Annotated in this window: 20 protein-coding genes; 7 read left to right on the top strand and 13 right to left on the bottom strand. The window is 61.5% G+C overall.

Annotated features, from left to right (window positions below):
• Window positions 1-41: 41 nt before the first annotated feature.
• Complete coding sequence (locus HWE01_RS17340) at window positions 42-905, bottom strand: oxidoreductase (RefSeq protein ID WP_502798451.1); 864 nt, start codon at window positions 903-905, stop codon at window positions 42-44.
• Between the two features lie 141 nt (window positions 906-1046).
• Here HWE01_RS17340 and HWE01_RS17335 point away from each other — a divergent pair, with 141 nt between their 5' ends.
• Window positions 1047-1991 carry an AraC family transcriptional regulator gene (locus HWE01_RS17335; RefSeq protein WP_241822416.1) on the top strand — a complete coding sequence of 315 codons (945 nt, stop codon included), beginning with the start codon at window positions 1047-1049 and terminating at the stop codon, window positions 1989-1991.
• A 7-nt stretch (window positions 1992-1998) separates the two neighbouring features.
• On the opposite strand, the gene HWE01_RS17330 is transcribed toward HWE01_RS17335, so the two are convergent.
• Complete coding sequence (locus HWE01_RS17330) at window positions 1999-2922, bottom strand: LysR family transcriptional regulator (RefSeq protein ID WP_241822415.1); 924 nt, start codon at window positions 2920-2922, stop codon at window positions 1999-2001.
• A gap of 113 nt (window positions 2923-3035) precedes the next feature.
• Here HWE01_RS17330 and HWE01_RS17325 point away from each other — a divergent pair, with 113 nt between their 5' ends.
• Both HWE01_RS17325 and HWE01_RS17320 read left to right on the top strand, forming a co-directional pair.
• Window positions 3036-3818 (top strand): alpha/beta fold hydrolase, encoded by a 783-nt coding sequence (locus HWE01_RS17325; RefSeq protein WP_241822414.1) that lies wholly within the window; start codon window positions 3036-3038, stop codon window positions 3816-3818.
• Between the two features lie 244 nt (window positions 3819-4062).
• A complete protein-coding gene (locus HWE01_RS17320) occupies window positions 4063-5265 on the top strand; it encodes an ammonium transporter (RefSeq protein WP_008325388.1) in 1203 nt (400 codons plus the stop codon).
• A gap of 316 nt (window positions 5266-5581) precedes the next feature.
• Here the strand turns inward: HWE01_RS17320 and HWE01_RS17315 are convergent, their stop codons facing one another.
• From HWE01_RS17315 to HWE01_RS17305, 3 genes are all read right to left on the bottom strand, one after another.
• Window positions 5582-6610 carry a methionine synthase gene (locus HWE01_RS17315; protein ID WP_241822413.1) on the bottom strand — a complete coding sequence of 343 codons (1029 nt, stop codon included), beginning with the start codon at window positions 6608-6610 and terminating at the stop codon, window positions 5582-5584.
• Window positions 6611-6636: 26 nt separating this feature from the next.
• Window positions 6637-7620 carry a DUF1852 domain-containing protein gene (locus HWE01_RS17310; RefSeq protein ID WP_241822412.1) on the bottom strand — a complete coding sequence of 328 codons (984 nt, stop codon included), beginning with the start codon at window positions 7618-7620 and terminating at the stop codon, window positions 6637-6639.
• A gap of 276 nt (window positions 7621-7896) precedes the next feature.
• The gene (locus HWE01_RS17305; protein ID WP_241822411.1) at window positions 7897-8394 is read right to left on the bottom strand and encodes a hypothetical protein; all 498 of its coding nucleotides are present in this window, start codon (window positions 8392-8394) and stop codon (window positions 7897-7899) included.
• 130 nt (window positions 8395-8524) lie between these two features.
• Here HWE01_RS17305 and HWE01_RS17300 point away from each other — a divergent pair, with 130 nt between their 5' ends.
• Window positions 8525-9277 carry a GAF domain-containing protein gene (locus tag HWE01_RS17300; protein WP_008325383.1) on the top strand — a complete coding sequence of 251 codons (753 nt, stop codon included), beginning with the start codon at window positions 8525-8527 and terminating at the stop codon, window positions 9275-9277.
• 59 nt (window positions 9278-9336) lie between these two features.
• Here the strand turns inward: HWE01_RS17300 and HWE01_RS17295 are convergent, their stop codons facing one another.
• The 3 genes from HWE01_RS17295 to HWE01_RS17285 all read right to left on the bottom strand — a co-directional run bounded on the left by HWE01_RS17295 (window position 9337) and on the right by HWE01_RS17285 (window position 13237).
• On the bottom strand, window positions 9337-11142 hold the full coding sequence (locus HWE01_RS17295) for a putative bifunctional diguanylate cyclase/phosphodiesterase (protein WP_241822410.1): 1806 nt from the start codon (window positions 11140-11142) through the stop codon (window positions 9337-9339).
• Window positions 11143-11145: 3 nt separating this feature from the next.
• Window positions 11146-12723, bottom strand: a complete 1578-nt coding sequence (locus HWE01_RS17290) for a methyl-accepting chemotaxis protein (protein ID WP_241822409.1) — start codon at window positions 12721-12723, stop codon at window positions 11146-11148.
• 256 nt (window positions 12724-12979) lie between these two features.
• On the bottom strand, window positions 12980-13237 hold the full coding sequence (locus HWE01_RS17285; protein ID WP_241822408.1) for an MDR/zinc-dependent alcohol dehydrogenase-like family protein: 258 nt from the start codon (window positions 13235-13237) through the stop codon (window positions 12980-12982).
• A gap of 289 nt (window positions 13238-13526) precedes the next feature.
• Between HWE01_RS17285 and HWE01_RS17280 the strand changes: the two genes are divergently transcribed.
• Window positions 13527-13748 carry a hypothetical protein gene (locus HWE01_RS17280; protein ID WP_034349640.1) on the top strand — a complete coding sequence of 74 codons (222 nt, stop codon included), beginning with the start codon at window positions 13527-13529 and terminating at the stop codon, window positions 13746-13748.
• Between the two features lie 82 nt (window positions 13749-13830).
• Here HWE01_RS17280 and HWE01_RS17275 read toward each other — a convergent pair whose 3' ends face one another.
• Window positions 13831-14061, bottom strand: a complete 231-nt coding sequence (locus tag HWE01_RS17275) for a hypothetical protein (protein WP_034349639.1) — start codon at window positions 14059-14061, stop codon at window positions 13831-13833.
• Between the two features lie 358 nt (window positions 14062-14419).
• On the opposite strand from HWE01_RS17275, the gene HWE01_RS17270 reads away from it, so the two are divergent.
• Window positions 14420-14626, top strand: coding sequence for a KGG domain-containing protein (locus HWE01_RS17270; protein ID WP_008325357.1), 207 nt, complete (start codon window positions 14420-14422; stop codon window positions 14624-14626).
• Between the two features lie 159 nt (window positions 14627-14785).
• Here HWE01_RS17270 and HWE01_RS17265 read toward each other — a convergent pair whose 3' ends face one another.
• From HWE01_RS17265 to HWE01_RS17255, 3 genes are all read right to left on the bottom strand, one after another.
• A complete protein-coding gene (locus HWE01_RS17265) occupies window positions 14786-15211 on the bottom strand; it encodes a DUF4399 domain-containing protein (RefSeq protein ID WP_008325355.1) in 426 nt (141 codons plus the stop codon).
• A gap of 69 nt (window positions 15212-15280) precedes the next feature.
• Window positions 15281-15859: a hypothetical protein gene (locus tag HWE01_RS17260; protein ID WP_008325353.1), complete on the bottom strand. Its 579-nt coding sequence runs from the start codon at window positions 15857-15859 to the stop codon at window positions 15281-15283.
• A gap of 10 nt (window positions 15860-15869) precedes the next feature.
• Entirely contained in the window at window positions 15870-16790 is a 921-nt protein-coding gene (locus HWE01_RS17255; RefSeq protein ID WP_241822407.1) for a ZIP family metal transporter, read from the bottom strand.
• A gap of 353 nt (window positions 16791-17143) precedes the next feature.
• On the opposite strand from HWE01_RS17255, the gene HWE01_RS17250 reads away from it, so the two are divergent.
• Window positions 17144-18046 (top strand): manganese catalase family protein, encoded by a 903-nt coding sequence (locus HWE01_RS17250; protein ID WP_241822406.1) that lies wholly within the window; start codon window positions 17144-17146, stop codon window positions 18044-18046.
• Window positions 18047-18138: 92 nt separating this feature from the next.
• Here HWE01_RS17250 and HWE01_RS17245 read toward each other — a convergent pair whose 3' ends face one another.
• Window positions 18139-20094: a putative bifunctional diguanylate cyclase/phosphodiesterase gene (locus tag HWE01_RS17245; RefSeq protein ID WP_241822405.1), complete on the bottom strand. Its 1956-nt coding sequence runs from the start codon at window positions 20092-20094 to the stop codon at window positions 18139-18141.
• Window positions 20095-20118: the final 24 nt, after the last annotated feature.

Here is a 20118-nt window from a genome sequence, read left to right as displayed (position 1 = left end):
GCGCAGTGATGTTCTTCGGTGGACCTGTCACGCAAGGGCATTTACGGGAAGTCGGTGGAGACGGAGACCTGTTCCCATGCGTCGATCTCCTGATTCATCTTCGTCAGCTTTTCCCGCACCAGCCTGACTGCATCGCTGCCCAGCAGGAGATGCTCCGGGGCGTTGACATCGCCGGCCAAGGCCAGGATCACCTGCGCCGCCTTCGCCGGATCGCCGAGCTGGTGACCGCTCTTGGCCTGACGCGCAGCGCGGATCGGATCGATCACTGCATCATAGTCGGAGAGGCTGCGCGGCGAACGGACCATGGAGCGACCTGCCCAGTCGGTGCGGAACGAGCCTGGCGCTACCGCCGTGACCTTGATGCCGAAGTCAGCCACTTCCTTGGCCAGGGTCTCTGAAATACCTTCCAGAGCAAACTTGCTGCCACAGTAGTAGGCGATGCCCGGCATGGTAATGAATCCACCCATGGAGGTGATGTTGATGACATGGCCGCGTCGCCGCGTCCGCATGGCCGGCAGCACGGCCTTGATCATGGCGACGGCGCCGAAGACATTGACGTCGAACTGATGCCGCATCTGCTCCAGCGAAGACTCTTCCAGCGCCCCTTCATGACCGTAGCCGGCATTGTTGACCAGGACGTCGACAGGACCAAGGCGCTCGGTCGCGCTGCCGATGACACTGTCAATGGAAGGAAAATCGGTGACATCGAGCACCACTGCCGTCGCCCGCCCCGGTGCGAGGTGCTCGAAGACCGCTCGCGCCTCCTCGTTGCGCACTGTGCCTATTACTGTATGTCCCGCCTGCAAGGCCGCATGGGACAGCGCACGTCCAAAACCTGAGCTGACACCCGTAATCAGAAAATTCAATTTGTCGGACTTCTGCATGACCATCGCCACATCTCCCATGAAACCGCCTTCCTGACGAACCAAACCGGTTCATCACCCGGGAAGGCGACGGCTTCAATGATAGGCAGTTGCACTTGACTGCACCATGTCGGTTGGCATTCAATGTTTGCCTAAACCTATCAATTGACGATGACGGGACGCATGAAGACATCTCAAGCTTTGACCTCGGGTGTGCACCAGCGCATGGTGGACCTGCTCATGCAGCTCGCGCCTGAAGAGGGCTACAACCTATCGCTGCTGCCGGATGTGCGCCTGCTGCGTTCCAATCGCCGCCTGCGTGAAACACCGGTGCTCTACGAGCCGGGCATCGTCGTGGTCGTGCAGGGAAGAAAGCGCGGCTATCTGGGCGGGAAGACCTATCTCTATGATGCCCGCCACTATCTGGCCGTCTCCGTGCCGGTGCCATTCACGATGCAAACCGATGCCAGCGCGAAGGCGCCACTGCTGGCGATCTACTTCCGGCTGGACTTCCAGCTGCTGGCCGAAGTGCTCTTGCAGATGGACCAGACCGATGTGCGCGCCATTCCGCAAACCATGTTCGCTACCCGGATGGACGAGAGGATGTCGGCCTCCGTCCTGCGCCTGCTGGAGGCCATGTGCATTCCGATGGAGGCCCGCATACTGGGCCGCTCGCTGGTCAAGGAGATCTACCTGCGGGTACTCAGCGGCGAACAGGGCGCCTCCATGCGAGCCGCATTGCGCAATGACGGACAGTACGCAAAGGTAGCTCGCGCCATCCGGAAGATCCATGCCGCCTACGCGGACAAGCTGGACGTGGAACAGCTGGCACAAGAAGCCGGGATGAGTCCGCCATCCTTTCATGCGCACTTCAAGGCGGTCACCGCCACCTCGCCCATGCAGTATCTCAAGTCCACGCGCCTGCATCAGGCGCGTCTGCTGATGTTGCGCAACGGCCTGACGGTAGCCGCAGCCAGCGCCACCGTCGGCTACGAAAGCGCATCCCAGTTCAGCCGTGAATTCAAGCGATTGTTTGGCATGACACCCGTGCAGGAGGTCACCAGAATGAAGACCGCCTACGCGCTTCCCGCGCCGGATCCTGCTGCGCTGTTCGTGTCATCGCACTAGGCGGGCCCTAGGTACGCGGCGTTTCCTGCGGCTCCCACGGAGGATGACTGCCGAAGTCCTCGGCAAGATAGTCGACGAAGCGGCGCACTTTGATCGGAATTCCCCGCGCGCCGGGATAAACCGCCTGCATGGTCAATGCAGTGGTAGCGTAATCGGGGAGCAGGGCAAGCAAGCGCCCCTGCCGTATGTCCTCACCAAACACGAAGGCCGGCCCGTAGGCCACACCCGCCCCCGCCAGCGCGCACGCCAGCAACATCTGCATGTTGTTGGCCACGACCCGGCAGGGGCCGTCGATGCGATATGAGCGCCCCGAGTCATCCGTGAAGGTCCAGTCCCCGGCGGACACCGCTTCGCTGAAGGCCAGACGCGGCAGCTGCTGCAGGTCCTCGGGTGTACGCGGCAGGCCATGCCGTTCGACAAAACCGGCCGAAGCGCATACCACCATAGGGCAGGAGGCCAGACGACGCGTCACCAGCGCCGGATCATCGAGCTGTCCGATCCGGATCGCCACATCCACCCCCGCATCGAGCAGATCGATGTAGCGGTCTCCCAGCAAGACCTCCACGTTGACCTCGGGATGGTGCGCCACATAGCGCGCCACCACCGCACCCAGATGCAGGGCACCAAAGGTGACCGGCACCGCCACGCGCAGCAGGCCGCGCGCGCTGCCTTGCGCGGCCGTCGCTTCGCGGTTGGCCTCGTCCAGCGCACCGAGAATCTGCCGGCTGCGTTCGTAGTATGTCCGCCCCACCTCCGTGAGACTCAGGCGTCGAGTCGTCCGCTGAAACAGGCGGGCACTCAAGCGGGCCTCCATGTGGCTGACGTACTTGCCGGCCATGGCGGGCGACAGGTGCAAGCGCCGCCCGGCGCCGGCAAAACTGCCCTCCTCTACCGCCGCCACGAAGACATTGAGGCTCATCAGCTGATCCATTCTCTTTCCTTATTCGATCATTTTGGTTTCGACTGTCACTAATAGTTAAGCAATTATAAATTCATGAAATCGAATCTAACATTGCAGGACCCCATCACAAAAGGAGCAGAGAAATGCACATCCAAACAAACGGAACGCGCATCCATGTGGCGCAACAAGGCAGTGGCGAGCTGGCGCTGGTGTTGCTGCACTACTACGGCGGTTCGTCGCGGACCTGGGATGCAGTGGCCGGCAAACTGGCGCAGCGCTACCGCATCATCGCCACCGACCATCGCGGCTGGGGCCAGTCCGATGCGCCAGCCGAGGGCTACGGGATTGCCGATCTTGCCGCTGATGCCGAGGGTGTCATCGCGGCGCTGGGGCTGCAGCGCTACGTCCTGGTCGGACACTCCATGGGTGGCAAGGTCGCGCAGCTGATGGCCTCGCGGCGACCACACGGGCTGCAAGGGCTGATCCTGATCGCGCCCTCGCCGCCGTCGCCCATGCTGCTTTCCGAAGATCAGCGCGCGATGCTCGCAGGCGCCTATCAATCCAGAGAATCGGTCGAATTCGTCCTCGACCATGTGCTCACGGCCAGCCCCCTGAGCGACGCACCGCGCGAGCAGGTCATCGAGGACAGCCTGCGGGCTGCACCACAGGCCAAGCGCGCCTGGCCCAATGTGGCGATGGCCGAAGACATCACGACCGCCGTGGCCACCATCAATGTCCCTACGCTGGTCATCGCGGGCGAGCACGATCAGGTCGACCGGGTCACGACATTGCAGGCGGAGCTGCTGCCGCGTCTGCCCCACGCCCGACTGCACATCCTGCCTGGCGTGGGCCACCTGTCTTTGCTGGAGGATCCGGAGGCGGTCGCGCAACAGATCGAGGGGTTCATCGGCACACTGGCCGACTGAAAAAACGGCGCTCCCATCCGGGGAGGCCTAGACCATTGGGCCATCGCACCAAAATGCAGCTCGCCTCCTCGGCCCATCCTCGAAATGCACGAAGTTCGTGCGCAGCATTCACTAACAAGATCATGATGCACCATAAAAGTCTTTTAAAATCAACGGCCTGAGAATTTCTCACCAAAATGGAACGGAAATTGCTTTGGTCCTGGCTTTCAAGCATTTTCTCGCACACTTTTTGGGAGATTTTCTGGTGGACGATCACAAAAACGGCGCAGACGCCCTCTTCATCCTGCTGGGGGCGATCATGATTCTGGCGATGCACGCCGGCTTTGCCTTCCTTGAGCTGGGGACGGTACGCAAGAAGAACCAAGTCAATGCTCTGGTGAAGATCCTGGCGGACTTTGCGGTCTCGACCATCGTCTACTTCTTCATCGGCTACTACGTGGCCTATGGCGTGAGCTTCTTTGCGGGAGCCGAGACGCTGGCCCAGCGCAGTGGTTTCGAGCTGGTGAAGTTCTTTTTCCTGCTGACCTTTGCGGCGGCCATTCCGGCCATCATCTCGGGCGGCATTGCCGAGCGTTCCAAGTTCAATCCGCAGCTGGTGGCCACGGCCGTGCTGGTGGGTGTGGTCTATCCCTTCTTCGAGGGCATTGCCTGGAACCAGCACCTGGGTGTGCAAGCCTGGCTGGCGGCGACCTTCGGAGCGCAGTTCCATGACTTCGCCGGTTCCATCGTGGTCCACGCCGTAGGCGGCTGGATCGCCCTGCCTGCGGTGCTGCTGCTGGGTGCGCGGCGTGGCCGTTACAGCAAGGAAGGTGCGGTGGCGGCGCATCCCCCCTCCAACATACCCTTCCTGGCCCTGGGTGCATGGATCCTGACGGTGGGCTGGTTCGGCTTCAACGTGATGAGCGCGCAGACGCTGGACAAGATGAATGGCCTGGTCGCGATGAATTCGCTCATGGCCATGGCCGGGGGTACGCTGGTGGCCCTGATGATGGGTCGCAACGATCCCGGTTTTGCCTACAACGGTCCGCTGGCCGGACTGGTAGCGGTATGCGCTGGCTCGGACCTGATGCACCCGCTGGGCGCGCTGGTCACGGGTGGCATTGCAGGCGCGATTTTCGTATGGATGTTCACCCGCACGCAGAACAAGTGGAAGATCGACGATGTACTGGGCGTATGGCCGCTGCACGGGCTGTGCGGTCTGTGGGGCGGACTCGCAGCCGGCATCTTCGGCTTGCAGGCCCTGGGCGGAAGGGGCGGTGTGTCGTTCATGTCGCAGCTCATCGGCAGCCTTATGGGCATTGCCATTGCGGCGGCAGGAGGCTGGATCGTCTATGGCTTGCTGAAGAAAATGGTGGGGATTCGTCTTGATCCGGAACAGGAATTTGAAGGCGCGGATCTGGCCATTCACAAGATTTCTTCGACCGCGGAGAGGGAGACCAGCTGGTAAGTCCGGTGAGGCAATGCAGATGAAGTCCGTTGATTGCGGCAAACGCTGACGGACTTCGAGCCCGCAGGACAGTCTGATTCATGCGCCCGGACAGGTCCGCGGCGCATTCTCTTGGCTCGCCATATCAATCCGTCAGGGACCTGCCTTTTGACGCAGGGCTTCGCGCACCGCGAGACCGGCATCCCGGATCAGCTTGACCAACTGCTCGTGGCTGGGGGGTACTGCTGACAGTCGATGATCGTCGGTGCTTCACCGCTGTTGCAGATCGTGGTCACGACGAATGCCCACGTCGACGTTCAGAGCGTGGGCAAGATAATCAAGCCCCCAGCTCCCGGCGCACAATCTCCGCCCCCGCGCACAAGGCATCGAGCTTGCCGGCCGCTACCTCCCTGGGCAGCGGCGCCATCCCGCAATTGGTACAGGGATAGAGCTTGTCCGCCGCCACGAACTGCAATGCCTGGCGCAGGGTGGCCGCGACTTCCTCAGGCGTTTCGATGGTGTGATTGGCCACATCGATGGCTCCCACCATCACCTTCTTGCCGGCAATGAGTCCGATCAGATCCATGGGAACGCGCGCGTTGTGGCATTCCAGGGAGACGATGCCGATGCCCGATGCCTGCAATTTGGGGAAGGTCTCCTCATACTGTCGCCACTGCGAACCCAGTGTCTTCTTCCAGTCCGTGTTGGCCTTGATGCCGTAGCCATAGCAGATGTGCACGGCGGTCTCGCACTTGAGCCCCTCAATGGCCCGCTCCAGCGTGGCCACGCCCCAGTCGTTGACCTCATCGAAGAAGACATTGAAGGCCGGTTCATCGAACTGGATGATGTCCACCCCTGCCGCCTCCAATTCGCGCGCTTCCTGGTTGAGGATCGTGGCGAATTCCCAGGCCAGCTTCTCGCGACTCTTGTAGTGGCTGTCGTAGAGAGTATCAATCATGGTCATCGGTCCGGGCAGGGCCCACTTGATCGGCTGCCGGGTCTGGCTGCGCAGGAAGCGCGCATCGTCGACGAACACCGGCTTCTGGCGCGAGACCGCACCGACCACCGTCGGCACGCTGGCATCGTAGCGATTGCGGATGCGCACCGTCTCGCGCCTGGCAAAATCCACCCCGTCAAGATGCTCGATGAAGGTGGTCACGAAATGCTGACGCGTCTGCTCGCCATCACTGACGATATCGATGCCCGCCCGTCGCTGTTGCTGCAACGACAGGCGCAACGCATCGCGCTTGGCTTCCAGCAGTTCATCCCCCTGCAGCTTCCAGGGGGACCAGAGAGTCTCGGGCTCGGCCAGCCAGACGGGCTTGGGCAGGCTGCCGGCGGTGGAGGTGGGCAATAGTTTTTTCACGATGGAGAACCTTGTGGGTGGAGAGATCAATGGGTGCAAGCAGACGACCACTGTTCGAGCACGCTGCGATACGGCTTGATGAAGTGCTCCTCGGCAAAGCGTCCCTGCTGGAGCGCCAGACGACTGCGCTCCTCGCGGTCATAGACGATGCGCGTGAGGGAATAGTCCTCATGCTGCAGACTGGGGCGATAGGTCTTTCCGGCGGCGGAATTGGCGTTGTAGATTTCCGGGCGATAGATCTTCTGGAAGGTCTCCATCGTGCTGATGGTGCCGATCAGCTCCAGATTCGAGTAGTCGCGCAGGAGGTCGCCGCTGAAGTAGAAGGCCAGCGGAGCGGCACTGTCGGGCGGCATGAAGTAGCGGACCTTCAGGCCCATCTTGGCGAAGTAAGCATCGGTCAGTGAGCTTTCGTTCTGGAGATACTCCACGCCCAGTACCGGATGCACATTTTCGGTACGGTGATAGGTCTTGCTGCTGGCCACGCTCAGGCAGATCACGGGCGGCTTGCTGAAGTGCGCCCGGTAGGCCTCCGATTGGACGAATTGTTTGAACAGCCTGCCATGCAGTTCGCCGAAATTCTCCGGCACGCTGAAGCTTGGCTGCTGCTTCGTGTGCTCCAGCAAGACGACGCTGAAATCGTAGTCGCGCACGTAAGAAGAAAAATTGTTGCCAACGATCCCTTCGATGCGTTCACCGGTCCGGTGATCGAGGATGTTGGTCTTGAGCACCTCGATCAATGGCAGTGCCTGGCCGGTATCCTGTCCTGCCAGGCCCATTTCCACCGAGATGATCTCCAATGCCACGGCATAACGGTCGGCCTTGGGATTATCCCAGTGGGCCAGTGCATTGAAACGGTTGTTGATCATGCGGAAGGTGTTGCGCAGGTTCTCCTGACGCTGCGCGCCCCTGGCCAGGTTGGCGAAGTTGGTGGTGATGCGCGTGTTGTCGGCGGGATGATAATCCTCGTCGAAACAAATGCTCTTGATGGCAAATGCGAAGTCCTTGCTCATGATGTTTCTGCGCCCCTGTGCTGAAGTCGTGTCTGCCGACAGCGCGGCGGACTCGATGCGGTCAATGTACCGGGCGAATTCTATGCTGCCCAATCCATGAATAAAAATGATTTGATCTCATTTACCAATGAAATTTGCTCATACATTTCCATTCCCGGCCCGGGGCGCGGGCGAAAAAAAGCCCCGCTCCTCGCGGAGCAGGGCAAACGCCTTCTCGGGGGGATGAGAAGGCGGGACAGCGTTCCGGCGCGGAGGATGCGCCGGAGCAGTTGCGTTCTATTGCACGTGAGCCGGGGGCAGCTTGCCGAAAAAGTCGGCCATGTTGCCCTCGGTCCAATCCTTCACCAATTCGCCATCGCACCAGACGCGATAGGCATACAGCCGATGTTCGTCAGGCCCGCCCGAGGCGCGGCTTTCAATCAGATAGGTGGTACCCCCGATTCGGATTTTCATCTCATGAGAAATCGAGGAGGACTGCTCTTGCACCCCCATGGCTTCTCCCGTTTTTTCCACAGCGTTGCCCTCTCTTCCCCACTCCAACCAGCCTGCCGGCCTCCAAGGCTTGACGCAGGTCAGCTTCCGGACAAAACGCGGGCGCTTGTCCGACATCTTTTCGCAATGCGCACTACAATGCCCGCTTGGCAAGGACATCCCTGCAAGATAGCGCACACCCACGAATTCCCGCAGAGCGAGAATCCGGTAATGACAAGGAATACGTAAGCTCCCCTGACTACAGTATGAAGCTTTGTTTATTTCATATTTTGCCCACAGCATATGCTCCGGAAAGTGAAAGATATTAAAGAATCTACGATTCGTTGCATTTCTGCCATGCGAAAAAATATTAAATATGTGAAATATACAAATTCACTCACCGCACAGCTATACTTTTACAAGGATCAATCAAATGGGTCGTGCAGTACCATCTGATGACAACGAGATGCCCCCCGGGGACCCGGCGATGACTTCGCGAGAAGCTGCCCGACTGCTGGGGGTATCGATCACGACCGCCCAGATGTGGATGGAGAGCGGCATGCTGGCCTCCTGGAAAACGCCGGGCGGCCATCGGCGCACCCGGCTGAGCTCGGTCATGACCTTGCTTGGCCATCGTGAAGTGAAACAACCCGAGCCCACTGCCGGTCACGCTGGGCCACAGATCGAGGTTCCTTATCCGGTCAGCCCGAACGAGCCAGAACGTGCGCGCTTTGTTGAACAGACAATGGAAGACACACATTCCGAGGCCCGCTTTCATCGCCTGACATGGCTCGCCAGCGAACTGCTGGACGTGCCCATTGCCCTGGTCACTTTCCTGACCTCGGAGCTGCAGATCTTCCGTGCGGCACATGGCCTGAACATCAGCTCCACGCCGCGCTCGTGGGCCTTCTGCAATTACGCCGTGATGCAGGAGGAAATCTTCACCGTCTCCGATGCCACCAAGGATCCCCGCTTCGTCAATAACCCGATGGTCACGGGCGTACCCTTCATCCGCTTCTATGCCGGCATCCGCCTGATGTACCAGGACCGTGCCTTTGGCTCGCTGTGCGTGATCGACACCGAACCGCGCATCTTGCGCGCCCACGAACGACAGGCGCTGGAAGAACTCGCAGCCCTGGCGACCGACATCCTGTCGCTGCAACTGCTGGAATCGAAACGCCAGTGACTTCTCCACCCTGAGCAGCGTGCAGGCGCTTACGCGCAAGCTCAAGAAGCAGTCGCTGCTCATCGCACCATCCCCAGCCACTCCTCCAGTTCCTCTGCCGGCATCGGTCGCGCAATCGCATAACCCTGGGCGAAGTCACAGCCCAGGTGATGCAGGATTCTGGCGGTTTGCTCGCTCTCCACACCTTCGGCCACGACGCTGAACCCCAGCTGATGGGCCAGATGGATGATGGAAGGCACGATCACCTGATCGGCCTCGTTTTCGACCAGTCTGCTGATGAAGGAACGATCGATCTTCATGATGTCAGCCGGAATGCTCTTCAGGTAGGACAGATTGCTGAAGCCGCTGCCGAAGTCATCGATGGCCACCTTCACGCCCAGCTCGCGGATGGCCTGCACGCGCTGGCGCACCACTGCAGGGTTGCTGGCCATGGCGCTTTCGGTGAATTCGATTTCAATCAGACCCGGCGGGACCGCATGCTGCTTCAGCTGGGCGGCCAGCAGGCGCAGGATGTCGTCGGACTCGAAATCGCGCGCCGAGGTATTGATGGCAATGGGCACCCGATGGCCGCGCGCATGCCATGCGGCCGCCTGCGCCACCGCATGGCGCACGACCCAGGCCGTGATCTGGCGAATTTGCGCCGTCTTCTCGGCCAGCGCGATGAAGATCGCGGGCGAGATGTTGCCCAGGACAGGGTGATGCCAGCGGATCAGTGCTTCCACCCCCACGCAACTGCTGTCGCGCAAGCGCACCTTGGGCTGGTAATGCAGGCTCAGTTCATCGGAAGAGTTGAAGGCCATCGGCAGCGCCGACAGCAACCAGAACGCATTGCGCTGGTTTTCCGCATGTACCGATTCGAACTGACGCGGACAGATGCCCTCCTCGCGACCCACGTCGATGACGGTCAGCAGCGAGCGTACGACGTCGCTGCCGGCAATGTCATCTACCGCCGGCAGTACGCCGATGGCGATGTCGAGCTGATGCGGAATGCCGTGGATTTCCAGCGCCTGGACGAACTGTTGACGCACGTTGGCGATGTGCTCCTGTCGCTGCGCGGCAGTTCCTTCGTGGAGGAAGACGAAGGTGGTCGTGGTCACACGATAGACCGGCTGGTAGTCCAGCGCTTCGCACAAGGCACGACTGACCTGCACGAGGAAGGACTCGGCATAATCCCAGCCGAGTGCCTTGACCATGTCGAACAGATATTCACGTGAACAGATGTCCACGCCCAGCGCTGCGCACGGCAAGCCGGCATCGCCCTTTACATGCGCCCGTGCGCGCAGCACTTCCATGAGCCGGGCGCGATTGGGCAAACCCGTCACATGGTCGGTATAGCCCCGGTTGCGCAGCTGTTCGAGCCGCTCCATGACCATGCAGGCCAGTTGCTCCAGCCTGGCCATCTCGGCCGGCCCGAAGTGCTCGCGGGGACGCGGATCGATCAGACAGAGCGTACCCAGCGCATGACCTTGCGACGATCTCAGCAGCGCGCCTGCGTAGAAGCGGATGCGCGGTGCAGCAGTCACCAGCGGGTTGTTGCGAAAGCGCCCATCCTGATGCGTATCGAGCACCACCAGGCTGCCGCGCGCCAGAATGGCATGGGCGCAGAAGGACATCGAGCGCGGAGTCTCCTGCGCCGACAGACCGGCACGGGACTTGAACCACTGCCTGTCCTCGTCCACCAGCGAGATCAGGGCGATCTCCACGCCAAAGAGCGTGCGCGCCAGTTCGGTGATCTGGTCACAGGACTTGTCGGGCAGCGTATCGAGTACGCAATATCCCTGCAACGCCGCCAAGCGTGCATCTTCATCGTCCGGCAAGGCGGCCGGGGCTGCACAGTAGGCGTGGCCGGTATTTTCAAGAAGCACGAATCAACCCGCCACGTGCGCCGTACGCCCGCTCGGCGCCAGCTTGAAGGTGGAAACCAGGCGCGCCAGGGCACCGGCCTGCGAGGTCAGCGCCTCTGCTGCCGCAGCGGCCTGTTCCACCAGTGCCGAATTCTGCTGGGTCGCTTCATCCATGTGACCGATGGCATCGTTGACCTGCTCGATACCCTCGCTCTGTTCGCGGCTGGACAGACTGATCTCGGCGATCACCTCAGTCACCTTGCGCACGCTGGCGACGATCTCTTCCATGGTCCGGCCGGCATCCTTGACCTGGTCGCTGCCACTATCGACCTTGGCCACCGAGGCGCCGATCAGTTCCTTGATTTCCTTGGCCGCCGAGGCGCTGCGCTGGGCCAGGGTACGCACCTCCGAGGCCACCACCGCAAAGCCGCGTCCGCCCTCGCCCGCCCGAGCCGCCTCGACGGCGGCATTGAGCGCCAGGATGTTGGTCTGGAAAGCGATGCCATCAATCACGCTGATGATATCCACGATCTTGACCGAGGATTGATGGATGTCTTCCATCGTCGCCACGACATTGCCCATCATGTCGCCACCCCTGACCGCGATATCCGAGGCCGAGGCCGCCAGTTCATTGGCCTGTACCGCGTTGGCCGCACTCTGTCGCACGGCCGAGGTGATCTGCTCCATGGCACTGGCGGTTTCCTCCAGCGAGCTGGCCTGACGTTCCGTGCGGCCGGAGAGGTCCGTGTTGCCCGAGGCGATTTCAGTGGCCGCACGTTCGATCGCATCGGTTCCCTGACGTACCTGGCCGACGATGGCAGCCAGGCTGTCGCGCATCATGCCCAGCGCATGCAGCAGGCTGCTCCGGTCGTTGGTTCGGGTGACGACCTCCACGGCCAGGTCGCCATGCGCAATGCGCTGCGCGATGGCCATCGCATAGGCCGGTTCACCGCCGAGCTGACGCAACAGTCCGCGCGTAATGGTGAGGGCCACCCCCACCGCAATCAGGATCGCCACCGCCGCCAGCATGGCGATGAAACGCAGAGCGTCGGTCGCCGAGCGCTCGACCTGCGCGCCTGCTGCCGTACTTTGTGCATCGATCTGCTCGATGAGCAGGTTGATGTCGCCCACGATCTTGCGCCGCAAGGGACTGCAATCATTGACAAGGAAATCGCGATACGCCTCCATCGCCCCGCTCTCGCGATATTGACGCGGACGCTTGAGTTCATCAGCCATCTGCAGCAAGCCGGTGCGCACGATGGCGAACTGCGGGATGCCGGCCAGGCGCGGTTCCAGCTTCTGCAACAGCTTGAGATAGAGCGCCTTCTTCTGGTCGAGGATCTTCAGTTCGGATTGCGCATCGGCGTCGCTCAGGAAGACGTACGCATTGCGTGCGGCCAGACCGGTCTGATCCAGCGCTTCGCGCGCCTCGTAGAGCGGTTTCAGGCTTTCGTTCTGTTCTTCGTTGGCACGCGTGATCGAGGCGCGCAAGGCATTGATCCCCACCATGGCCACCCCGACCAGTACGAGCATCATCACCAGCAGACTGGCGAACCCCAAGCTCAGCTTCACGCCGATCTTCATGTTTGACAAAGCCTTCATTCACTTTCCCGGATCACGTTTGCGATAAAAATATGAAAAATATGCAAATAATCACGAAACATCGCGATGTTTTATTCGCATATTTCATAATTTTTGCAGTATTTACTCACACAAAGGTCTTACCAGCAAATGAAACTTGCGGACGTGTCTCGTTTCCATCACGTTATGACATGCTGATGACGCCAATGCGAGTAGTTGGCAGATCGCTGGCGCTCGGCCAAGTGATCGCTTACATGGGGAGAAGAATGTCAGCGCGTCACGTAGTGAGCACCACCTTGCGACAATTCTCGCGCTTCTCGTTGAAGATCCGATAGCCTTCGGCCGCTTGGTCCAGGGGCAGGCGATGCGTGATGATGGCTTCCGGGCGCAGCCAGCCATCCTCGATACTGGTCAGCAGCTCCGGCATGTAATGCTGCACATGGGTCTGGCCTGTCTTGATGGTCAGCCCCTTCTCGAAGATGTCGCCGAACAGGAAGCCGTGGATGAACACGGCATACACGCCCGGCACACTCACCGTCCCGCCGCGCCGCGAACATCAGCGTGTCTCGCCTGGCCCTGTGGGCGGCGACTGTCGGAGGCGTCAGCGCCGCTTGATGAGCGTGCGCGCAATCGACTGCCAGCAGGCTGGCCGCGACCGCCGCTCGCGTCATACTGTCAGTGTTGGCCACCTGCATGCGCGGCACTGGCCGACATACACGCCATGGCGGCAGCATTAGCATCCGATATGGACGGCGCCACGGCCGTGTGTTGCCGCAGCCCGCTCATTTCACGCTCATTTCATTGACCACGATCAGGAGAACACCATGACCGACGCACTGAACCGACATACTCACCCCGCCGACACCTCCGGCCCGCAAGACCTCCAGACGAAAGGCAACCAGCGCAATGGCACCAGCGAGCGTGACATGTTGGCCCATGGCCGGCAATACGCACCCGGCGACAGCGACAAGCCGGCCTCACGCAACAAGCCGGAAGGCGACAATTATTCCGAGCAGGACATGCGCGAGAACAGCCCGCAGCTATGACACGCAAGCCCGCTTGCAGCCAGGGGCGCAAGTATAGATCGCCCTGGCCGGCCCACCGGGCCGCCAGGACCAACGGTAGCGATCATTGTTCACGATCGAATTCGGCCAACACCATCTCCACCTGCAGGCACTGCAGTTTCAACTCCTTGATGGCCCGACGGTAACGACGCAAGTCGCGCCGCTCGGGCAGTCCTTCACCGCCCTTGCTCACCCGCACCGCGTCATGCACGATCCCCTGCAGGATCGCGGCCGCCTGTTCATGCGAGGCCTTGAGCCGGTTCACTCCCTCGATCAGCGCTTGTTTCTTCTTCATTGTCATGTCCCGGTGATGCCTGTCTCGCCGGCTGCCCGTCAGAGTGGCGGCCAAGCGCGGCAATGCGCATGCGTAGTGTTGAACAAGCCATGGAGTACTTTGCCTGCTGCAGGTTCCTCGCGTCCGCGATCCTCTGCCATCACGCTCATGATGGAGCGACAGCGCGCCAGATGAATCGATGCACCTTCATCGACAGACTCTTCTTCAGGGACGCTGGCATGACTGACAGCAGGCACCGCCCCCTTGAAGAGAAAGACGCTGATGGTCGCCACCGTGCGGTCTGTCTAAGATGAGGACTCGTAGGGAAGATAAAGCCCTGCGGAATTTTTCCACCCCTCATGAACCAAGGAGATACATCATGGCAAACCAGAACCAAGGCTCGACCAGCAACCGCGGCTTCGCTTCGATGGATGAAAACAAGCAGCGCGAGATCGCCAGCCAGGGCGGCAAGGCCGCTCACGAGAAGGGTACTGCGCACGAGTTCAGCTCCGACGAAGCGCGTGAAGCCGGCCGCAAGGGCGGTCAGAACAGCCACAACGGCGGCAACCAGAGCAACAGCCGTTAACCGGTAGTGCAACGCTGAAGTCAGAGGGCCCTGCGGGGCCCTTTTTTGTTGCCCTGTGCTCCCTCGGCTACATCAACGTGAGCAGTTCAGGATGAGCCTGGATCGATCGCGGAGCTCGTCATTGACGGCCCGTCACCTTCCCTGGCTCGCTTTCCTCGTCTATTTCACGGTGATGTTGATGCCGTGCGCCATCATGTGCCCGTAAGAGCGGTGCTCGCCATCGGCAAACTGCGCCGTGAGCTTGTATTTTCCGGGGGGCAGCGAGAGCATGGTTTCGGTCTGGCCATTGTCCAGGTGGATGTGCGTATCGTCGTGCGGTATGACATCTCCCTTGCCCACGGCACCGTGATTGATGAGCACATGATGATGCCCGGTACCCTCGACCAGCTTGCCAGCCGGGCGGGTGGTCATGGAATGCGCAGCCAGGCGCACACGGAAGGGACTGGTTACGGTCTGCCCGGACTTGGGCTCGAGAATGCTCAGGGTAGGCTCATCGGCCTGGGCCGGTACAGCGTGCATGACCAGCATCAGCAAGCTGCCGGAGGCGGCGGCTTGCAGGGTGCGTCGGAAAATTTGCTTGAACATGGAGGTCTCCTTTAGAGATGAAAAAGTTGCGTGTCGCAACGGCAGAGACGCGACCTTGCCCGCATGCGCTCAGATCGACAGCGCACTGCGTCCCTGCTGTGGCAAGCGGGCATGCAGCCGGGCCAGCAGACTGCGCAACTGCATCCGGTAATCGAGCACCACACTGCGCTCGCAATACGGGCTCCAGGCCGGATCGAGGGCAAGGTCATCGGGATCGTTCGCACTGGTGGAAGCCTGCGCGCGTCGTGCCGTCGGCTCGCCCGGCGGCTGCAACCGCACTTGGGTAGCTCGCCCCAGGCTGCAACGCAGTTCCAGCAGCGTAAGGGCCACGGTACGGTACTTGTGAGGCACATCGGGTTCCACGCCGCAGGCGGCACACACCAGCCGCAGCTTGGCCCTGGCATCCTGTGCGCCATGCGCCTGGCTCCCCTCGTTCCAGTTGGCGCCGAACAGCAGCGGGCCGGCGTAGTTGAGATAGGCCTCCAGACAGAACGACAGCATCATCAGTACCGACAGGTAGACCCAGCGTGAACCGGACTGCTCCTCCCCTGCTTTCCTGATGAGCAGATCAGCACCACGCCATAATTCGACATAGGTCAGCGTTGACGGTGAGAAGGTCGAATCGTCGGCAAAGACGGGCCGTTTCATGCTCTGCTCCTCATGAAAGGGCCGTATCCATCACCATCATCAGCACAAAGCCGATGATGAGACAGCAACTCGCCGCCAGCGCGTCGCAGCGGCGATGCGGATCCGGAATCACTTCATGGGCCAGCACGAACAGCATGGCGCCGGCCGCGCCGCCCAGCGCCCATGGCAGCATCGTCGCCGACAGCGATACCAGCGTTGCACCCGCCACTGCCGCCAGCGGTTCCACCAGCCCCGAGAGAATGCCGCAGCCGATCGCATCGGCGCGCGAATAGCCGATGCCCCGCAAGGCGGTGGCCACGATCATCCCTTCGGGAATGTCCTGCAAGGCGATACCCAAGGTCAGCACGGTGGCCTGCTCCGGCGCGATACCCCCGTACGCTACGCCCACCGCCAGCCCTTCCGGCAGGTTGTGCAGCCCGACGGTGAGCACGAACAGCCACACGCGGCGCAACGCTGCCTGGCGCGCAAGATCGTCATGCCCTCGTCCCGCGCGCTGCAGGGCCAGCACCAGCAACGCACCGGATAGCACGCTGGCACCGGCGATGAGGCTGGCCATCTGCTTGCCGGCCCCGGCCTGCTCCAGACTGTGCAGGGCGGGCAAGATGAGCGAGAACACCGAGGCCGCCAGCATCACGCCCGCGCCGAAACCGGTGCAGCAATCCGCCATGCGCGGCGAGAAGCGGCGCGAAAAGAACAGCGGCAAGGTGCCCACCGCCGTTGCCGCCGCAGCAGCCATGCCGCCGCAATAGGCGCGCCAGATACGCTCATCCTGGGCGCTCCACCAGCCGATCAGCACGGCCAGCAGCATCACGCCACCGGCAACCATCGGCCAGCTCAGCCGAATCGCAGCGGGCACGTCGGCGGGGGACTGCCCGGGTCTGGCAGGAGAGTTCGATGCGGTATTCAATGCGGGCTCGACTTTCTTGAGCATGGTGTCCTTGCCTGAAGGGGAGGATCAGCATAGGCCAGCGACGGACGCCGACAAACAGCAGGGCGATGCAAGTCGACAAGTCTAGCGACGCGCCTGCCGGTGCTGCATCGGACTAACACTGAATCTCGAACCCGTGGTCGTCCGACGCCGGCCTGCTGCCGCGCTAAGGATCTCCGACACGTTTCGTCGTCACCGATCACCGCATGTCTTCCGCACATGCCGATGGTATGGCTGAGCACCGGCCGCCTAGGATGAAGTTTCTGTTGTACGTGTCCGCTCTTTGCCAGGCGGTGAAGGCGATTACGTTCGGCAGCCCTGCCCATCAATTCCCCGACCTCGACAAGGAGACCGACATGTTCGCTCACAACAAGCGCCTGCAATACACGGTACGCGTCGCCGGCCCCAATCCCGGGCTGGCCAACCTGATGCTGGAACAATTCGGCGGCCCGCAAGGCGAACTGGCCGCTGCCTGCCGCTACTTCACCCAGGCCATTGCCGAGGATGATCCCGGCCGCAAGGACATGCTCTTCGATATCGCCACCGAAGAACTAAGCCATCTCGAAGTGATCGGCCACATCGTGGTCATGCTCAACAAGGGCGCCAAGGGAAAGCTGGCCGAAGGCGTGGAAGAAGAAGGGATGCTCTACAAGGAGATCACCGGCGCCGGCAACGACAGCCACATCACGCAAGTGCTCTATGGGGCCGGCGCGCCACTGGTCAATTCGGCGGGGGTCCCATGGAGCGCCGCCTACATCGATACCATCGGCGAACCGACCGCCGACCTGCGCTCCAACATCGCCGCAGAAGCACGCGCCAAGATCGTCTATGAGCGGCTCATCAATCTGACCGATGATCCGGGCGTGAAAGAAGCGCTGGGCTTCCTGATGACGCGCGAGATCGCACACCAGAAATCGTTCGAAAAAGCGCTCTATGCCATCCATCCCAACTTCCCCCCGGGAAAGCTGCCTGGCGATCCGCGCCTCTCCAAGGTCTACGTCAATCTCTCGCAGGGCGTCGGCGAACAGAGCGGCCCGTGGAATGACGGCAAGCAGTGGGAGCGTCTGGATGGCGCCGATGCCCTGACACCGGTCGACGGGGGCGACGGTCAGGCAAGCGTCGAGCTGAGCGCGGAGGAACAGGCCATGCTGGACCAGATGGCCGCGCGTACCGCTTCGGCCCAGGATGGCGAACCGTTGACGGGGGCGGAAATCGGCTCGGCCGATCCGGAGATGAACCGCAAGGCCAAACAGCCCTGATCCTCAGACGCCTTGTCGGCACCCTGCCGACGCCATGATGGCGGGCGAATCCGGCACGGACCATCATGCCGTGATCGCCCCAACGCAGCGCGTCAGCCGCGCTGAGGTGTGGTAGCCGACCGGTTCTCGATCCAGGGCTGGACCTGGCCGGCCGCCAGCGGTACCGAGAACAGGTAGCCCTGGCCATAGAGCGCTCCGAGCTCGCGCAGGCTCTGCAGATGCGCGGATGTTTCCACGCCCTCCACCACGCAGGTCAGCTGCATGTCATGCGTGAGCGCCAGCAATGACTTCACGATCTTGTGGCTGACCTCGTTGTGTTCGATGTCGGCGACGAAACTCTTGTCGATCTTGATGCGCGTCAGCGGCAAGGCATGCAGGTGGCTCAGGCTGGCATAACCGGTTCCGAAGTCATCGAGCGTGATACCGCAGCCGAGCTTGCGCACGGCACTGAGCAGCTGGCGTGATTTCTCCAGATCCTGCAACACGGCCGTCTCGGTGATTTCCAGATCCAGCCGCGCAGGACAAAACCCCGAGCTGGCGATCACCTGCACGATCTGTTCCATGCCTTCGCTGGTGTTGATGTCGTTGGCCGAGAGATTGAACGACAGGCGGATCGCGGACGGCCAGGTGACTGCGGCCTGCAGGGCTTTCTTCAGCAGGATCACGCTCAACGGGTTGATGATGCCCATGCGCTCGGCAGCGGGAATGAATTCGACCGGCGCCACCACGCCCTTGACCGCGCTGTGCCAGCGCGCCAGGGCTTCGAAGGCGATCGGTCGGCCATCCTCCAGACTTACGATGGGCTGGAAGAATACCGACAGTTCGCGATCAAAGTCGGCCAGCCGCAAGGCCTGCTCGATGTTGGCGTTGCGCTGGATCTGCGCCTTGTCCTGCTCCGAAAAGAGCGTGACGGTACCGCGCCGTTCGCGCTTGCCCTGATACAGCGCATAGTCGGCATGTTCATAAAGCGAACTCGCATCAACCGCCATGTCGGGGAAGGTGGCCACGCCCACCGAGGCAGCGATTTGCACCGTCGCCTTGTAGAGCACGAAGGGGCGGCGCAGCGCAGCGCAGATGCGATCCCCGAAACCGGTCAGGGCCTCATCGCTGAGGCCGGCATCGATGATGATGGCAAACTCGTCGCCACCCAGGCGCGCCAGATGGAAGCGCTCGTCCAGGCACACTGCTGTCAGACGCTGGCCCACTTCCACCAGCAGCTGGTCACCGTGGGTATGACCATACAGATCATTGACGGCCTTGAAACCATCGAGGTCAAGAATGGCGACGGCAAAGCGCTGCCCGTTGGCGGTGGCACGTGTACATATCTCGTTGAGCTGGGCGAAGAACTTGCGGCGATTGGGAATCTGCGTGAGCGAATCGAGGTTGGCCAGACGCAGGTTCTCATTGCCCAGGAGCGCCGTCCTGACCTGCGCATCAATGAGCCGGGTGAAATCGTTGTAATGGCTGTTGACGATGGCCAGCATGCCGATGGTCACCAGTACCACGTTCATGGCAGCGGCCACGAAGGTCGGAATATGCGTGCCGAGGAAGAAGACCGTGAAGATGCCATTGACGATCAACGCAACCGACAGTGCCGCCGAGCGCAGGTACATCAGGCAGAAGATGCAGCAGATGACGGTGATGCCCATGTAGAACGCCACATGGGCCTGGGCATAACTGTCGCCATAAGGAAACATCAGCACCGACCACAGCGAGAAACTGAGCGCAATGGGTGCTGCCAGGAAATTGGTACGCTTGAGCGCCCTGGCGGCCATGCCGGGGGTCGGGTCCACGTGGCGCCCGCGCCACCAGAAACTCAAGCGCGTCACGCACAGGACCGTCAGCGCGGCCGGGAAATACAGCGTCAGCCAGTGCGGGGCCAGCGGGTAGTAGGTATGCGCCAGTGCCCAGCTGTTGATCAGCAGGATCAGATACATCATCGGCATCTTGCCGGAGAACGCGCGGTACTGCGCAATCAGCAGCTCGGGCTGATCGTAATGGACACGCCAGTAGGCGCGCACCATGTTCATCAATGAGGAAGCAGACATCCTTTGCTCTATGCCTTTTCAACT

The sequence above is a fragment of the Herbaspirillum sp. C7C8 genome (assembly GCF_022627875.1).
Taxonomy (GTDB): domain Bacteria; phylum Pseudomonadota; class Gammaproteobacteria; order Burkholderiales; family Burkholderiaceae_D; genus Herbaspirillum.
The sequence above is the reverse complement of the archived record's forward strand: the minus strand, read 5'-3'. Positions and strand labels throughout refer to the sequence as shown.

What these genes read in the sequence shown, in the direction of transcription:
- HWE01_RS17325 (WP_241822414.1), top strand. Translation starts at nt 3,036, where the DNA reads ATGCACATCCAAACAAACGGAACGCGCATCCATGTGGCGCAACAAGGC.
- HWE01_RS17310 (WP_241822412.1), bottom strand. Translation starts at nt 7,620, where the DNA reads ATGAGCAAGGACTTCGCATTTGCCATCAAGAGCATTTGTTTCGACGAG.
- HWE01_RS17300 (WP_008325383.1), top strand. Translation starts at nt 8,525, where the DNA reads ATGGGTCGTGCAGTACCATCTGATGACAACGAGATGCCCCCCGGGGAC.
- HWE01_RS17305 (WP_241822411.1), bottom strand. Translation starts at nt 8,394, where the DNA reads ATGCTGTGGGCAAAATATGAAATAAACAAAGCTTCATACTGTAGTCAG.
- HWE01_RS17330 (WP_241822415.1), bottom strand. Translation starts at nt 2,922, where the DNA reads ATGGATCAGCTGATGAGCCTCAATGTCTTCGTGGCGGCGGTAGAGGAG.
- HWE01_RS17340 (WP_502798451.1), bottom strand. Translation starts at nt 905, where the DNA reads ATGGGAGATGTGGCGATGGTCATGCAGAAGTCCGACAAATTGAATTTT.
- HWE01_RS17335 (WP_241822416.1), top strand. Translation starts at nt 1,047, where the DNA reads ATGAAGACATCTCAAGCTTTGACCTCGGGTGTGCACCAGCGCATGGTG.
- HWE01_RS17290 (WP_241822409.1), bottom strand. Translation starts at nt 12,723, where the DNA reads ATGAAGGCTTTGTCAAACATGAAGATCGGCGTGAAGCTGAGCTTGGGG.
- HWE01_RS17260 (WP_008325353.1), bottom strand. Translation starts at nt 15,859, where the DNA reads ATGAAACGGCCCGTCTTTGCCGACGATTCGACCTTCTCACCGTCAACG.
- HWE01_RS17255 (WP_241822407.1), bottom strand. Translation starts at nt 16,790, where the DNA reads ATGCTCAAGAAAGTCGAGCCCGCATTGAATACCGCATCGAACTCTCCT.
- HWE01_RS17245 (WP_241822405.1), bottom strand. Translation starts at nt 20,094, where the DNA reads ATGTCTGCTTCCTCATTGATGAACATGGTGCGCGCCTACTGGCGTGTC.
- HWE01_RS17265 (WP_008325355.1), bottom strand. Translation starts at nt 15,211, where the DNA reads ATGTTCAAGCAAATTTTCCGACGCACCCTGCAAGCCGCCGCCTCCGGC.
- HWE01_RS17270 (WP_008325357.1), top strand. Translation starts at nt 14,420, where the DNA reads ATGGCAAACCAGAACCAAGGCTCGACCAGCAACCGCGGCTTCGCTTCG.
- HWE01_RS17275 (WP_034349639.1), bottom strand. Translation starts at nt 14,061, where the DNA reads ATGAAGAAGAAACAAGCGCTGATCGAGGGAGTGAACCGGCTCAAGGCC.
- HWE01_RS17280 (WP_034349640.1), top strand. Translation starts at nt 13,527, where the DNA reads ATGACCGACGCACTGAACCGACATACTCACCCCGCCGACACCTCCGGC.
- HWE01_RS17250 (WP_241822406.1), top strand. Translation starts at nt 17,144, where the DNA reads ATGTTCGCTCACAACAAGCGCCTGCAATACACGGTACGCGTCGCCGGC.